We start from the raw sequence: 15,132 nt of genomic DNA, 5'->3' as shown, positions 1-15,132 counted from the left end.
AGCGCGACCCATCACTGCAGCGGCTGCCAGGGTTCATTGGTGAACCAGCACTTGAGCAGGGCTCTCTGGCTGGCGGACATCGAGCGCACCACCGGCATGTACAAGGTGGTGCCGAGGTATTCCTGGGAGGTGCGTGCCAGGATCATCTGGCGTGATCCCCAGACGGCGTCCTGCTGATCGAGTGCGATGTAGCGGGACATGGCGGGGAAGGCCAGGTAGTGAAAACGCAGCACGTGCTTGTACACCTGGTCCCAGGTGACAGTACTACCCGGCGCAATACCGAAATCGGTGATGGCATATTTGCGCAGGTTGATGAAAAAACCGTTGTCGTCGCTGTTTTCGACCGCGCAGTTCAAGGTGACAAAACCGGCCTGCGCCGCGGAACCGGGCTTGAGGCTGACCTTGAAACTCACGCTGGATTGGCCTGCCTTGACCGTTTGCCGGGGGGCGAAGTCCAGGAAGTCCCAGAACTCGGGGCTTATGTAGGGGGCTTTCGGATCGTCGTTGCAGGGGCCGGGAGTGATGATGATCACCGTGTCCTTGGTCACCGGTTGGCCCAGTTGACTCAAGCTCAAGGTGATATCGAGGCCCTCGGGGTAATCCTCCAGATACAGATTGCGTTGATTGGAACTCAGGCGATAAGTCTGTTCGATGGCGTCGATGTTGATCGGTCTGGGCTTGGGCTTGGAGGGGTAGTAACGCGTCAGCGGTGCCTTGATGGCAATTGGCTCCTGGCTGGCCAACTGGCGTTGTGCGGGCGTCAGCGGCAGGTCAAGGATGCCGCCATATACGTAGTAGTCCGCTAGCGGAGTCTTGAGCGGATCCAGGGTAGTCAGTGTCGTCGAGCCAAGGTTGATCGAGACATTGCCGAAGTTCGCATTGGGGCCGATGGGCGAGGTGTTGTCGGTTCGAACGCTGCGAAACGCCTGCTTGGGAATGATATTGAGCATGTCGAGGCTCAGCAGGTTGTTGTCGAGCACGCTCGCGTAGCCGGCGCTGCCTGTGGACGGATTGATGAGCTGGCGCCCGGCGGTGACGATCAGTGGTTCCCCGGCAAAGGCGGGAGCCAGGGTGCCGACCACGCGGCCGATGCTTGGGTTGGAGGTGTACTGGTGGGCGGCGTAGTCGGCGTCCAGTTGCGCCGTGGTCATTTTCGGGCACATCTCGAACATGACGAAGCGCACGACGATGCCGGTCGCGCCGGGAGCCTCGACGATGGAGCGCAGGAGCGGGTTGTCCTTGTTGTAGCTGACGATCTGGTCGCGAGAGAAAGTGACCTGAAAACTGCCGCTGATACGGTTGGAGCCCGGCGCATCCTGCTCTGGGTCGAGAATCCGGATGGCCACGTCATAACTGCTGCATACCGTATTGCCCTTGACCAGCAACTGCGGGGGCGTGCTGTTGCCGATCTGCAGGCCGCCGAGGAAAATCTGCGAGCTGATGGTGCCGGTCGGGTCCAGGTCGACCATCATCGGCCCGGTCACCGGTGCCGCGCCGGTGACCGGGTCCACCGACCCCAGCAGGTAGAACGGTTCGCCGACAAGATCCCCCTGGGTGCTGATGTTGCCGGGCGTGCCCTGGGAACTGATGGCGACGCTGTCCAGGGTGACGACATGCTGCCCGTAGTGGTTCCAGCCACCGGCGGTGTAGTAGGTGCCTGTCGGCGCATTGAGCATTTCGGTCAGTTGGTCGTCGCTATAGACCTCGGCCTCGGGGTACAGGGTCGAGGTGGTCAGGTCGAAAAGTGACAGTGTTGCTTTGCTGTCGGGATTGGTGGGATCGCTGGGAATGGTGGGCGAGTTGTTGGGCAGGCTGACGTTGGCCTCGATCCCGCCCCAGAAGTTCAGCCGCGGTCCATTGAGAATACTCATGATTCACTCCTTGCCCTTGGTGGCTGGGCTGCTGGGGGATTGGGCGAACTTGAACAGGTAGGAAAAATCGGCCTTTTGCAGGCTGTTGATCGGCGTTGCCATGGAGTGGCAGTTGGTGCAGCTGCTGTTGGGCTGGATGTAGCTCTCCATGGTCACGTTGGCCGACAGTTCAGGGGTCGTCTGGCCCATGGGCGCGCCAGGGTTGGGCGTAGTACTCCATTGGGTGGTGATCAACTGGTAGTACTTGAATACCGAGGCCTGAACCTGCGGCAGCGCCTGGTACTCGCTGTTGAGCTTGGTCGTGGCGTCGGTCAATGGGGTAAAACGGTCCAGTGGGTTGGGGGTGGTGAAACTCATCCCCGGCTTCGGCGTGCAGGTCATGTGGCCATTGTTCAGGGTCCAGTTGCAGGGGCTCTGATTGACCTTGTCGGCAGGCGCCTTGGCATCGAAGTAGGAGTACGCGATTCCTGGCTGCGGTTGATTGACCCACTGGTCCCCTTGCTTGACCTTGGGCGGCACATTGTCGACCTGCTCGAAGGTCGACCAGATCCACTGTGGAAACCCCTCGACCTTGTTGACGATGTGCAGCCCCACCAGGCCTAGCGTCGCTTGAGCCGTACCGTTGGCCACGCCTTGTGCATCGAACGTGGTGATCTGGGCCTGCATGTGCAGGTAGCGGCTGGGATCATCCTTTGAGGTGAGTATTCGCCAGCTGGATTTGATCTCGTTGGTCGCATTGGGAAAGTTGATGTTGCTGGCCTTTGCAACGACATCGGCGTTGTAGAACTGGTTGTTGACGATGTAGTCGTAGGAAACCTGATTGGCGGCAATCTGGTAATAGGTCGGATTGCCGTTCTGGTCGATCAGCCAGCCGCCCACGGCCTGGTTGTCGTTGGCCGTTGCGGTGTTCTTGCGCCCTGCGATATTGATCAGCTTGAGGACCTTGGCCATAGGTGGCGAATTCCATGGACCGGGGTCCTGCCCTTGAGGCAGGAAGACCTCATTCACGCCCTTGTAGCTCTGCCACACAGTATCGCCAGGACTGCCCAGGGTTTTGCTGCAATCGGCGACGCCGCGCTGCCCGGCCAGGGCCGGCCAGTTCAAGGTGATGAACAGCTGCCAGCTGTATTGATCGAAAGCCTGCTGCGACGCCCCGGCCGGGGGGACCACCGGCAGCGGCGGGCACTGGCCGACGGTCTGCGAGGTCACCGCCGTGGGCTGCAGGGCACTGGCCGGCAGGCTGGCGGCGGTCAACAGCAGCAGGGCGGTGAAACGGCTCCAATGATTCATGAGGCGGCTCCTGTCACTGCGAAATGGGCGCGAGTTGGTTCCACTGCGGCCGCGCACCGTTCTTCAGCGATGGCGGTGGGGTGAAGAGCTGGCAGTCCGGTGGGTTGGCCGGGCACATTTGCGCCACCTGGTCCCAGGTCTTGGCCGGGTCCGGTTTGGCGTTGCTCCAGTTGCGGTAGTTCTGGCTGACAATCGGGGCGTTGGCCACGCTGGCATCGCCGGAGAAGTAGAACGACTGCGGATGCTGGTAGGCCGGCTGGCCCGGGCCGTCGCTGGTGGCCTGCTTGTTGAAGGCATAGCCGAACAGGATCGGTGGCTGGCCCTGGGGTTTGAGCTCCAGGGCATAGGCCAGCACGCTGCCGCCCAGGTTCTGGCTGCGGCTGGCGCTGTAGGGCAGGTGCTTGACGAAGTCCTGGCGCGGCGGGTGGTTCATTGGCGAGAACATGCAGCAGGCCGGCATGTCCTTGGGCCGGTCCTCGGGGTAGGTGAGGAAGTAGGCCTTGTTGCCCAGAGAAACGAAGGAGCAGGTGTAGTTGTTGTCCTTGATCGGGAAGATCGGCAGGCAGTACTTCTCGTAGTGCTCCATCATCGCCCCGGTGCCGTCGCCGTCGGCCGGGACATAGGTGTTGTCGTAATAGCTGGTGCCCTGGGACATCGTGTAGTCGTTCGGTTGCAGGGTGCTGGGCGGGCTGCTGTAGGGCGGCGGGTTCTTCTCGTAGTTGTTGGTGACCCGGTACATGGTCCAGTCGCTGATCCAGGTCGCGGGGAACTGCGGGTCGGTCGGCTCACCGGCCTTGCGCTTGGCGATGCAGTTGTTGTTGAGGGCGGTGCAGCCCTTGGTGTTGTGCACGCCCATGTTGAAATACACGTTATCGCCGTTCTGGTCGGCCAGTACCGCCTGGCTGGCGCAGAGCAAGGTGGCGGCTGCCAGCAGGTGCCTGAAGATACGGATTCGCATCGCAACGCTCCTTGGGATGGACCGGGCGCGCATGGCGCGCTCGGCATCCGTTCAGTGATGGTCGTAGTTGGGGATCACGGGCACTCGGTGAGATTGAGCTCCTGGGGCGGGTATCCCTGTTTCACCAACTGGTTGGCCCAGGTCTCCAGCACCCTGCGCCGGCTTTGCGGCAGATCCCGGGTGATGGGCATCGCCAGGGTGCTTTCCTCCTGGTACTTCTGGCTGATCAGGCGGGTGAACTGATCGATCGCTCCTTCGATGCGCTGCAGCGAGTCCAGCGGCATGAACTTGTTCATGATCGGGTACAGGTAGTAGAAGGGCCGGAGGATCCTGGGAAAGATGAACTGGTTCCAGATCCGCACGTTGGAGTCGGTGTACTTGTACACCTGGTTCCAGGTCTCGACGAACTCCTCGAGCAGGTTTGGTTCCTCCGGCAGCACCCGGATCGGTGCCAGGAAGTCGGTGTAGGCGTCGTTGACGTTGAAGCTGAACGACACCGGTTCATCCGCCAAGAAGAAGCGCAGGGTCGGGAAGCCAGGCGCTATGCCTTTCACCGAGATTTGCGCCACCCCTTGGTCGTCGGTCTCGATCAGCGCCACGCTGTAGTTCACGTTGATGTTCGAACCATCCAAAGGGGTCTGCTGGGGCTGGCCGCCGACGAGTTGCAGGCAGGCCTTCAAGGACACGGCCGAGGGCTTGCCGAGGAACGCCTTGTAGGTGATCGGCACGGACGCTTGCTTCTCGGCCTTCGACAGGGCCTGGAGCCTGCGACCACTGCCCACGGCCAGGAAGTTGGCAGTAACCTGGCTGTTGACGAACCGCGGCAGGTTCTCGGTGTTTTGACTGCGATCCTCCGGATAGTCATTGATCAGGGTGAAATCGACTTCATCGTTGGTGAACCCCAGGTAGTAGTTACTGGTGGTTGCGCTGAAGGCGTTGTTGTATTCGGCGACTCGCAGCCGGGTGCCCTTGGGCGCAGGCTTGCCGTTGCATTGCACCATGATCTTCAGGGTCAGCGGCTGGGGATCGCCGACATTGATGAAGCTGCCGCTTTCGATGACCTCGGCGGTCCAGGTCTGTTGCGCGGCGGCGACCAGTGTCGGGGAACTGCCCTGCAAGTGCAGCTCTAGCCGGCCTTCCTGCTTCAGCTGCTCCTGGGCCTGCGGGCTCAGCGGCAGGTCGAGCAGACCGGCCCGCTTGTCGTACTCGCTCTGGCGGTAATGCTCGAAACCGAAGCTGGCCAGGGTGATGGGCGTCGGGCTGTCCGTGGTGCGATAGACCACGTCGTAGCTGCCGACGTAGAACTTGCCGGGAACCGGGACCCCCTTGTTCGCCTCAACGATCGCTGGAGGCACCAGTGGATCGTCACCGACCGGAAAGAACGGAAAGGTATTGCCCAGGTCCAGGGACAGTACATCGCCATTGGCCTGGGCGCTGATGACACCGAGGGTGACCGTCTGATCCCGGGTCGGCGGGTAGATGATCGAGTCGCCCGGAACCGCCTTGAAGAACGGTACCGGCTCCTTGGGAGCCAGGCGCAGCCCGGCCGGCGCCGTGGGGTATTCCTTGTCGGCGAACCACAGGCCCAGCGTACCGACGGTACGGCTGTAGGCCGGGTTGTAGAAGATATCGGCCACGTTGTTCAGGCCCTTCTGGTACATGTCATGCATCGCCTGCAGGGCCGCTTCACTCTTGGAGTGGCTGTTCACCGGCGGGAAGTCGTTGAAGATGCCGTTCAGGTCGTAGAAGGTCAGGAAGGTGGTGAATCTGAACATCAGGCCCTGGGCGCCTTGTTTATTCATCTGCTCGAACAAGGTCTGCAACAGCACGGAATGACCGACGTTCCATTGCAGGGTCTCTTTCGGGAAGCAGGTCTGCCAGGTGGTGGTCACGTAGTTCAGGCCACCGAAAGCCCCCCAGTTGAAGTTAAGGAAGCGGTCGAGCATGCGGTACTGGCGCGGCATGACCAGCCCGCACTGATCATCGCCGATGGTCATGTTGTCGAAATACAGCGCGGTAAAGGTGTTCTGCCAGGGGCTGATATCGACGAAGCGCGCGGGGGTCGGTTCGGTACCGCCGAAGGGGGCGCCATAGAACTGGTAGCCCTTGTTGATCAGCGCGTCGTTGGAAATGTAGTTGCTGGCCTGGAGTTCACCGCCAACGACGGTCGAGCGGATGTTCTTGTAGTCGACCGTGCCGCAGGAGTTATCGCCGAACAGGTCCCATTCGGCGGGAATCATCGGGTAGCCGTTTGGACTGCCGTTACCGGGCACCTGCAAGACATAGTCCGGCACATCCTCGTACTTCAGGCCCGTGATCATCCAGGGCAGCAGCTGGCTGCTGGCGTTGGCATCGTTGATGCCGAATGTGTTGAGGAACTTCCAGTTCATGCACATGTTCACCGCGTCGTACAGCGGGAACACGTCGTTGTTGTTGGCCGTTGGCGGGTTCCAGTACATGTGGCCGTTGAAGTAGATCCGTGGAAAGTTCAAGACGCTCATGAGCTGCTCCTTAGCGTTGCCATTGGGCGCGTTTCAGCGACCAGACATAATCCAGTTTGTGGTAGCCAACGAAGTCGGAAGGCGGCAGTACGGTGGTGGGATAGACGATGCCGTCGTTCTGCGGGATGGCGAAGTCGAAGAAGGTGTTCTTCTTGATGGCGGCGGTGTTATGGCAGGCCAGGCACGAGGAACTGCTCTGGAACGCCGACTCCAACTGCGAGTTGGCCAGCAGCTTGGGCTCTGGATTATCGGGGTTGTACTGCACGCCGATGAGCTCGTAGTTGGCCAGCGTCGGGTTTTGCTGCTGGAACTGCGGATTCACCTTCTGGGCGGCCTCGGTCGGACCGGTGGTGTTGGTCATTGGCTGCGGTTTGGGCTGGTTGGTTACGGTGTAGTCGGGGTTGTGGCTGTTCTCGAAGGTGGTCCAGACCCAACCCTCGGTCAGCTTGTTGATCACATGCATGCCGCTGAGCCCGGCAAAACCTGTGTGGTAGTTACCTCCCTTGTCGATGTAATAGCCCTGGGCGATGTAGTAGCCCTGGGTGGCGAGTTGCTGCTTGAAGGTGACATCGCCACCGATCCACAGCCAGGAGGTCTTCAGTTCCCAGGCGGTGTAGGGAAACTCCAGGTCGCTGGTCAGGGCCGCAAGGCCGTTACGGTTGTAGACCTTCTGGTCGACGATGTAGTTGTAGGTCTGCTCGCCCATCAACAGGTGGAAGCGCACGGGCTGGCCAGCCTGCGCCGGTGGCGCCTTGTTGCCCATGTAGAGCGCCAGGCCATCGACCTGCTGGATACCGTTGTTGGTGCTGCCGTCACGGTCGTCGCCCAGGTTGAGGAACAGCCCGTTGGGGTCCATTCCGGGGATGCCACCGGCTGCCTGGGTCACCTGGAGCGGAACGTTGGCCGGCATGTCGTAGGGCAGGGGCGGCCCACCGTTGCTGAGGTACACCTCGTTGGAGGGCTTGAAGGATTCCCAGAGCAGTTGCGAGCTCTTGGATGGATCGGGCTTGTTCAGGCACACGAACCAGTTCCAGGCCATAGTGTCCGGGTCTTGCTGGAAGGTCTGGAAGGTGCCCTCCCGGTCACCCGCGAAATTGAGGAAGTCTTTGCACTCGAAAGGGCTGGCTGCCTGGGCTTGCGCAAGGCAACCCAGCATACCGAGCACTATAGGGATGGTTCGCCGCATGGAATCTCCTTGGCCTGAGCCGTATCGTCATAGGGGCGCCCTAGGAAATGCGCTAGGAGCAGGTGCTTTACCGCAGTGGCCGGCAACTGCTCCGGCAGTGGTAAATCGCAATCGGTGATCAACAGGGGGCCGACCTGCTCGTTGCTCGGCAAGCGTCCATGGCTGCCGCGAATCAGCCCGGTGTCCAGGGGGATCAAGTCCATGTAGTAGCGAAAGCCGAGCTTCTTCTGCAGCAGGCGGCGCGCCACTCGCAGCTTGGGGAAGCGGATCGCCGGATCGACGAACAGCTCCAGTGGGTCGTAGCCCGGCTTGCGGTGGATATCCACGGTGCGGGCGAAGTCCGGGGCCAGGCGGTCGTCCAGCCAGTAGTAGTAATCGAACCAGAAGCCCGGCGCGGCCACCGCCACCAGCTCGCCGCTGCGCGGATGGTCGAGCTGCCAGGCCCGTTGCTCGTGCTTGTCCAGCACCTGCTCGATGCCGGGCTGGCGTTGCAGCAGCGTCTTGACCCGGGCGACGTCTTGCGCACGGTGCACATACACGTGGGCAATCTGGTGGTCGGCCACCGCAAAAGCAGCGCTGGCACCGGCGTCCAGCAGTTCCCAGGCCACCGAGTGGCGCACGTGCAACAGGCCCTGTTCGCGCAGGATGCGGTTGATGGAGATCGACTGCTGCACCGCCTCGATGCCGTATTCGGAAACCAGCATCACCGCCGCATCCTGTGCCCGGGCGAAGTCCAGCAAACGCCCGACCTCATGATCGATGGCCCGCACCTCATCGGCGATGGACGGGTGCTCGGGGCCTACCCGTTGCAGGCTGTAGTCCAGGTGCGGCAGGTAGATCAATTGCAGGTCGGGACGGGTGATCTGGAACTCGGCCATGGCGCAATCGACGATCCAGCGGCTGGAGGCGATCCCGGCGGCCGGCCCCCAGAAACCCGGGAACGGAAACTCGCCGATCTGCCGCTCGATGCGCTGGTGCAGGTCCGGAGGCGAGGAGTACAGGCCGAACAACTTGCGCCCGTCGGCCGGGTAGTGGGGGCGCGGGGTGATCGCGGCGTCCACCTCGGCGTACATGTTGAACCACCAGAACAACTGGCTGCAGCGCAGGCCGGGGATTTCCCGTTGCAGGGCCTGCCAGACCTTCTCACCCTGGACCAGGGCATTGGGTTGCAGCCAGAAGCGCACTTCGGCCTGGTCGCGAAAGTACCAGCCGTTGCCGACGATGCCGTGCCCCGAAGGGGGCAGGCCGGTGAGGAACGAGGCTTGCACCGTCGAGGTCACCGCCGGGAAAACCGGGCGCAGGCTGGTCATCCGCGCCCGTTGCAACAAGGCGTTGATCCGTGGCGTGGCCGCTCCCAGCAGGCTGGGGGTCAGGCCCACCACGTTGATCAACAGCAGCGGCTGGCGGGCGCGCTCAGTAGGCATGGGCGGACCTCTCCAGGGGGCTGGATTGGGCACGCAGCAGCTGGCGCTGGCGCAGTTGTCCCTCGACCCATTGCAATTCCGCGGCAATACCCCGCAGCAGCGCCTGCTGGCCATCCGGACGCAGGATGTCGGGCAGCACGTTCCAGCTGTAGGTCTCGACCTCCAGCACCGGTTGGAAATGCGGATGCTCGGCGAGGAAGTCGAAGGTGCGCAGCAGGGCTTGCTGGCTGCCGTGGAGCTCGGCCAGCAGGAACTGCTCGCTGAACAGCGGCACATGGAAATGGATCCGCAGCTCCGGGCATTGTCCCAGCGCCGGTGCCGTTGCCTTTAGCGCAGCGGGCAGGTCGGCCCAGGCCAGCAGCTGTCCGCTGGCATCCCGGGCCTTGACCTGATGCAGGTAGGTGGCTTCGACGAAATTGCCCAGGGCCTGCAGGACCTGCTCGCGGCGCCGGCGATCGGCGAATGGCAGCTGGCAGACCAGGGCGTTGGACAACTGGATCTTGCCCACCGGCACCCGGGCCGCCAGCAGGCGTTCAAGGGACCGGTAGCAGTCTTCGAACATCACCGCCTGGTGGCAGACATCGAAGCACAAGGCCAGGTAGCGGTGATGGGGATCGACGCTGCGCCAGTGCTTGAAGAAGGCGATGGCCTGCTCGGTATTCTCCAGCACGCAGTCCGGCTCCATCTCCAGGCACACCAGGATCCGCTTGCCGCTCTGGCGATGCAGGCTGGCCAGTTCGGCGGTCAGTTGCCGCAGTTGCTCCTCGGCCTGCTGTTGCTGGGCCGGGTCCCAGCTGGCGGCATAGCCCAGGGGCACGCTGGAGATCACCCCCTGGTGACAGTCCAGGGGCAGCGCGGCAGCCAGCAAATGGGCCAGTTGCAGGCTGTATTCCAGGCGCGGCGGCTCGGCCCAGGTTGGCCGGTAGACCTCGGCCTTCACCACGCCCCCATGGAACTGGCCATAGGGGAAGCCATTGAGCGAGGTCAGGCGCAGCCCGCACTCGTGCAGCAAGTCGAGGAAGGCCTCGCGGGCCTCTGGCTGCTGCAACTCGGCGGCGGCCCGGGCGCTGATCCACAGGCCGCTGTCCTGGACCGCCAACCCTCGTTGCCGGCGCACGCCCTGGAACTGTTCCTGGATCGACGCCCGCAGGGCCGCCAGGTCCGGCGCCGGGTGCACGTTGCCGCAATAGCCCAGTTGCGCAGCGCTCCAGCCGCTCCGGCTGCTCATTTGACCACCGGCTCCTGGCCCCGCAGGGCAGAGTTGTCTTGCCACTGGCGACGCTGGTCGATGGGTAGCGCAGTGCTGACCAACTGCTTGTCCAGTTGCCCGCTCTGGGCGAAGAAATCCACCGGGTTGTGGAACAGCACCTGCTCCACCTGGGCTTCGCTGAAGCCGGCGGCGAGCATCGCCTGTCCGGTCTTGGGCACCTTGAGCGGGTCGCTGATGCCCCAGTCGGCGGCGCTGTTGACCACCATCTTCTCGGTGCCGTACTGCTGCAGCAGGGCCACCATGCGCTGCTCGGACATCTTGGTGTTGGGGTAGATGGAGTGCCCGCGCCAGCAGTCGCTGTCCAGCACCAGGGGCAGGGTCAGCTCATTGAGGTGGTCGATGATCACCAGGTGTTCGGCGATCCCCACCTCGCGGATCACCGCCAGGGTGCGCTTGGTGCCGCCGATCTTGTCCCGGTGCGGGGTGTGCACCAGCACCGGCAGGTTGAATTGCCTGGCCAGTTCGAGCTGGGCGGCGAGAAAGCGATCCTCTTCGGGGGTGATGTCGTCGTAGCCGATCTCGCCGACGGCCACCACGCCGTCCTTGACCAGGTAGCGCGGCAGGATCTCCAGCACCTCGTTGGCCACCGACAGGTCGTTGGCCTCCTTGGGATTCAGGCCGATGGTGCAGAAATGGTGGATGCCGAACATGCTGGCGCGAAAACGCTCCCAGCCCAGCAGGGTGTCGAAGTAGTCGATGAAACTGCCGACGCTGGTGCGCGCCTGGCCTTGCCAGAAGGCCGGCTCGATGACGGCGGTGATGCCGGCGGCGGCCATGTTCTGGTAGTCGTCGGTGGTGCGGCTGACCATATGGATATGCGGATCGAAATACTTGGCCATGGTGAATCCTTGAGGTAGGGGTGGAGAGAGCTCGATAGGTACGGGCGCTTCAGGTGCCAGGCGGGAAATGCCCCAGCCAGTGCGCCGGCAGGCGTTGCTGCTGGCAGAAACCGCGCAAGCGCTGGAGTTGGGCCGGGCTCAAGAGCTCGAAGGCGATGGCCTGGGGCAGGCTGTCATTGACGCTGCGGCCCGCGGCCAGCTGTTCTTCCATGTGCTCCAGGGCCAGCTGGTTGAGGTCGACGCTGCGCCGCTGTTCCAGGCCGGCGATGCGCCCGCAGTCCAGGCCCATGCCCAGGGCCTTGAGCAGCAGCTGGTGGAAGGCCCGGCCCTGGTAGTGGCGGGCGACGAAGGGGTTGTCCAGGGCGATGGCGGCGAACACCTCGCGGTTGTTGGTGCGCCCCGCCTGCAGTGCCAGCTCCAGGCTGCGGCCCTGGCTGTCGAGGTCGTCCAGGACCTTGAGCAGCACGCATTTCTCCTGGTCGTCGCCCCACAGGAACAACTGGCGCAGCAGTGGCAGTTGTCCTGCGGCGTCTTGCTGTTCGAGCAGCTGTCCCAGCAGCACCGCGCGGGCCAGTTGGGCCAGGTTCCAGCCCGCGGCTTGCGGTACTGGCGTATCGCCAAGCCGGCGCCGGCATTGGCTGCTGAGCAGTACCAGGGTATTGGCCGATGGCTGGCTGGCCAGTTGCTCCAGGGCTTGCCGCCACCAGTGGCGGGTGTCGCTGTCCAGTTGCTGCTCCAGCAACTGGCGGCGCTCGGCAAAGGCCTCATGGCGCATGGCCAGGGCTGGCGCGGAAGCGGTGACGTCCATGTTCATGTCGGCTTGATCCAACGTTGAAGGTGGGGGAGCAGGAAGAACACCAGCACGCACAGCAGGCTGCCCAGCGGCTGGTTGGCCAGGGCCAGTACCAGGGCATCGAACAGCGGCAGGGCTGCCAGTCCTGCACCGATGAAGGCACGGATCTGCCGCTGGCGCGGATTGGCCAGGTGGCGCTGGTAGTGCCAGCCCAGCCAGCCCAGCCACAGCAGCAGTACCAGCCAGAACACGCGGTTGTCGGCATAGGCGACCAGGGCCAGGGGGCTGAGCATCAGCAACAGCGGCAGGCGGCTGAGCAGCTGGTTGCGGTGTTCCAGGCGGGCCAGGTAGGTCAGGCCGGCGATGTAGATGCCCAGCAGCGCGGCGCACAGCCACAACGGCTGCGGCGGCATGGCCAGGCAGGCGGCGGCGGTCAGGTACAGGGCCGAGCGGCAGCCGCCCATCAGCCAGACGCTATGGGGGTACCTCTTGTGCAGCAGGTCGTAGGCCAGGATGAACAGCAGCAGCAAGCCAGCGCTGGCCAGCAGCCAATGGGGCTGGGCGATCAGGCGGCTGAGGCCGAGCACCGCCAGGGCCGCCAGCGCCAGCAGGGCGGCGGTGGCCAGGCTGACCTGGGTACTGCTGACCAGCCCCAGGACGATCGGCCGCGGATTCTGGTGGCGGCGGTCCCAGTCGGCGTCGAGCAAGTCATTGAGCAGCATGCCCGCCAGGTACAGCGCCGATAGCGCCAGCAGCAGCAAGGTCCAGACCAGCGGCGAGGGCGGGTCCAGGGTCGTCGCGCTGCTGGCCAGCAGGGCCGCGGCCGCGGCGTTGGTCCACACCGTCGGCAGGTTGGAGACCCGGCCCAGGGTCAGCCAGGTGGTCAGGGGCGACTGGCTCATTGCGCGCAGCCCTCGGTCCAGGCGAAGTCCGGGCCATGGCAGCCGGCCAGGCGCGCCAGGGCCTGCTCCATCAGCGGCAGTTCGATGTGATGCAGGTCGATGGACTGTCCCAGACGCTTGAGCATCGGGATCGACAGCTGGCCCCCCAGGTGCTGGCGGAACTCTTCCAGCCCTTGCAGCACCAGGGAGCGGCCCTGGGCATCCTTGAGGTTCAGCTCCGCAGGGCACAGGTTGAAGCCCAGGCGATCGAGCAATTGCAGCAGGCGCCGGGTCTCGGCATCACTCAGCAGGCCGCTGGCATTGGCGTAGAGCGCGTCCAGGGCCATGCCCACGGCCACCGCCTCGCCATGGCGCAAGCGGTGCTGGCTGAGGTTCTCCAGCTTGTGGGCGGCCCAGTGGCCGTAGTCCAGTGGCCGGCCGTTGCCCCGTTCGAAAGGGTCGCCGGCGCCGGTGATGTGCCCCAGGTGCAGCTCGGCGCAGCGGCGGATGGCGTAGCGGCTGGCGCTGTGCTCGAAACGAGCCAGGGCCTCGGCCTGTTCCTCCATCCACTGGAAGAACGGTGCATCCTTGATCACCGCCACCTTCACCGCCTCGGCCAGCCCGGCGATCTGGTCGCGCGGCGACAGGCTGAGCAGCAACTGGAAGTCATTGATCACCGCCGTGGCCGGGTAGAAGGCGCCCAGCAGGTTCTTCTGGGCGAAGGCATTGATGCCGTTCTTCACCCCGATGCCGGCATCGTTCTGCGCCAACACCGTGGTAGGAATGCGGACCAGGCGCATGCCCCGGTGGAACGTGGCGCAGGCATAGCCCACGGCATCGAGCACCGCGCCGCCACCCAGGGCCAGGACGTGGCAATGACGATCCAGGCCCTGTTCGAGCATGTGCGCATACAGCTGTTGCAGCACGTCTGGGGTCTTGCACAGCTCTCCGGCCGGCACCGCGATCGGCGCGGCCTTCAGGTACAGCTCGGGGGCATGGGCGCTGAAGTAGTCGCCGATCTGCCGCGCCAATTGCGGGCAGCAGTGCAGCAGTTGTTCATCGGCGAAGACCAGCACCGTGGCGCGTGCGCCGCTCGTTTGCAGCAACTGCTGGCGCAGGCAGGGGTTGTCGACCTGGAACAGGTGGTCGCTGAAGAGCACCGGGTAGTGGTAGCTGACCTCGAAGCGTCCCTCCAGCACCTCAGGCCGGGCGACCCGCGGTTGCGTGGGGCGTGGCTTGAACAGGCTGCGGGCGCCGAGGAACAGCCCCGGCAGCACCATGCTGGCGAGGATGGTCGCCAGCAGCGCGTTCTGGTCCACCAGCAGGCTGCCGATGGCGGCGTAGGCCAGGGCCAGGCCGGCATTGGCCAGGGTAGTGACCAACAGGAACTGGCGCAGCGGGTAGCGTTGCATGCCGGCGGCCAATACCGAGGTTTCCGCCAGGACCGGAACTCCCCGCAGGCAGATCAGCGACCAGGTGCCGAGACGGTAGGCCATCTGCCCGGGCTGCCAGGTGCGCAGGCCCAGCCAGTTGGACAACAGGCGGAAGTAGCCGGCGCCCAGCCAATAGCCCAGCGCTGCGCCCAGGCACAGGCCGACGAAGATCACCAGGTAGCCGCCGATGGCACCCAGCGCGGCCACCGCCAGCAGTGCCACCAGGCTCGAAGGCACCGGCAGCAGTACATCCAGGGCCAGCAGCGCCACCAGCAACAGGGCGAGGCCGGTGCGTTGCACGGGATTGTCGGGGAGAAAGTTGCCCAGGTGTTCGAGCAACTGCTGGATCTGCTCTTCGAACAATAGGAAGCTGGCGATGACCAGGACCGAGAAGACCAGCAGCGAGAGCCAATAGTTTTCCGTTGTACCCTTCAACGAAAAGGCACGAGGCAACAAACTACGCTTCATCAAGCATCCCTCTTGATTGAAATGACCGATTCCATGTCGATAGTGCGAATTCGAGCGTTCGGTTAGTTGCTTCCTCGGCTGGTTTTTATTGGTTTTCTAGCGGCTGAAGAACACTTCAGTGGCGAGTAGCTATCAAGTTAGCCAAGGCTTTGGTTTTTGCAAGCAAGGCCAATGAACTGGCTCATAACGCAGTTTTATGGCTCGCAGGGAAACTATTC

11 protein-coding genes are annotated in these 15,132 nt (G+C 63.6%); all 11 read right to left on the bottom strand.

The genetic code is table 11. The annotated features are described in order from the left end of the window. Nucleotides 1-11: 11 nt before the first annotated feature. Entirely contained in the window at nucleotides 12-1,871 is a 1,860-nt protein-coding gene (locus ACK6AU_RS18905) for a hypothetical protein (protein ID WP_409300660.1), read from the bottom strand. A 3-nt stretch (nucleotides 1,872-1,874) separates the two neighbouring features. Further along, the gene (locus ACK6AU_RS18900; protein ID WP_185698172.1) at nucleotides 1,875-3,161 is read right to left on the bottom strand and encodes a hypothetical protein; all 1,287 of its coding nucleotides are present in this window, start codon (nucleotides 3,159-3,161) and stop codon (nucleotides 1,875-1,877) included. Between the two features lie 13 nt (nucleotides 3,162-3,174). Then, nucleotides 3,175-4,119: a hypothetical protein gene (locus ACK6AU_RS18895; RefSeq protein WP_185698173.1), complete on the bottom strand. Its 945-nt coding sequence runs from the start codon at nucleotides 4,117-4,119 to the stop codon at nucleotides 3,175-3,177. A gap of 74 nt (nucleotides 4,120-4,193) precedes the next feature. Further along, entirely contained in the window at nucleotides 4,194-6,620 is a 2,427-nt protein-coding gene (locus ACK6AU_RS18890) for a hypothetical protein (protein ID WP_409300658.1), read from the bottom strand. Nucleotides 6,621-6,630: 10 nt separating this feature from the next. Continuing rightward, a complete protein-coding gene (locus ACK6AU_RS18885; protein ID WP_409300656.1) occupies nucleotides 6,631-7,806 on the bottom strand; it encodes a hypothetical protein in 1,176 nt (391 codons plus the stop codon). Continuing rightward, nucleotides 7,785-9,230, bottom strand: a complete 1,446-nt coding sequence (locus tag ACK6AU_RS18880; protein ID WP_409300654.1) for an alkaline phosphatase family protein — start codon at nucleotides 9,228-9,230, stop codon at nucleotides 7,785-7,787. Before ACK6AU_RS18880 ends, ACK6AU_RS18885 begins: the two co-directional genes overlap by 22 nt. Next, nucleotides 9,220-10,458 carry a metabolite traffic protein EboE gene (gene eboE / locus ACK6AU_RS18875; protein WP_409300652.1) on the bottom strand — a complete coding sequence of 413 codons (1,239 nt, stop codon included), beginning with the start codon at nucleotides 10,456-10,458 and terminating at the stop codon, nucleotides 9,220-9,222. Before eboE ends, ACK6AU_RS18880 begins: the two co-directional genes overlap by 11 nt. Next, nucleotides 10,455-11,339, bottom strand: a complete 885-nt coding sequence (locus ACK6AU_RS18870; protein WP_022641311.1) for a TatD family hydrolase — start codon at nucleotides 11,337-11,339, stop codon at nucleotides 10,455-10,457. The genes eboE and ACK6AU_RS18870 overlap by 4 nt, the downstream gene beginning before the upstream one ends. A 49-nt stretch (nucleotides 11,340-11,388) precedes the next feature. Next, the gene (locus ACK6AU_RS18865; protein ID WP_409300650.1) at nucleotides 11,389-12,153 is read right to left on the bottom strand and encodes an EboA domain-containing protein; all 765 of its coding nucleotides are present in this window, start codon (nucleotides 12,151-12,153) and stop codon (nucleotides 11,389-11,391) included. Continuing rightward, the gene (locus ACK6AU_RS18860; RefSeq protein ID WP_409300648.1) at nucleotides 12,150-13,034 is read right to left on the bottom strand and encodes a UbiA family prenyltransferase; all 885 of its coding nucleotides are present in this window, start codon (nucleotides 13,032-13,034) and stop codon (nucleotides 12,150-12,152) included. Before ACK6AU_RS18860 ends, ACK6AU_RS18865 begins: the two co-directional genes overlap by 4 nt. Continuing rightward, nucleotides 13,031-14,914: a 3-dehydroquinate synthase gene (locus ACK6AU_RS18855; protein WP_185698181.1), complete on the bottom strand. Its 1,884-nt coding sequence runs from the start codon at nucleotides 14,912-14,914 to the stop codon at nucleotides 13,031-13,033. Before ACK6AU_RS18855 ends, ACK6AU_RS18860 begins: the two co-directional genes overlap by 4 nt. Between the last annotated feature and the right edge of the window lie 218 nt (nucleotides 14,915-15,132).

It is taken from the genome of Pseudomonas sp. KCJK8993 (genome assembly GCF_046230915.1).
GTDB classification, from domain to species: domain Bacteria; phylum Pseudomonadota; class Gammaproteobacteria; order Pseudomonadales; family Pseudomonadaceae; genus Aquipseudomonas; species Aquipseudomonas piscis.
Note: the sequence above shows the minus strand (reverse complement) of the source record. Positions and strands in the feature narration are given on the sequence as shown.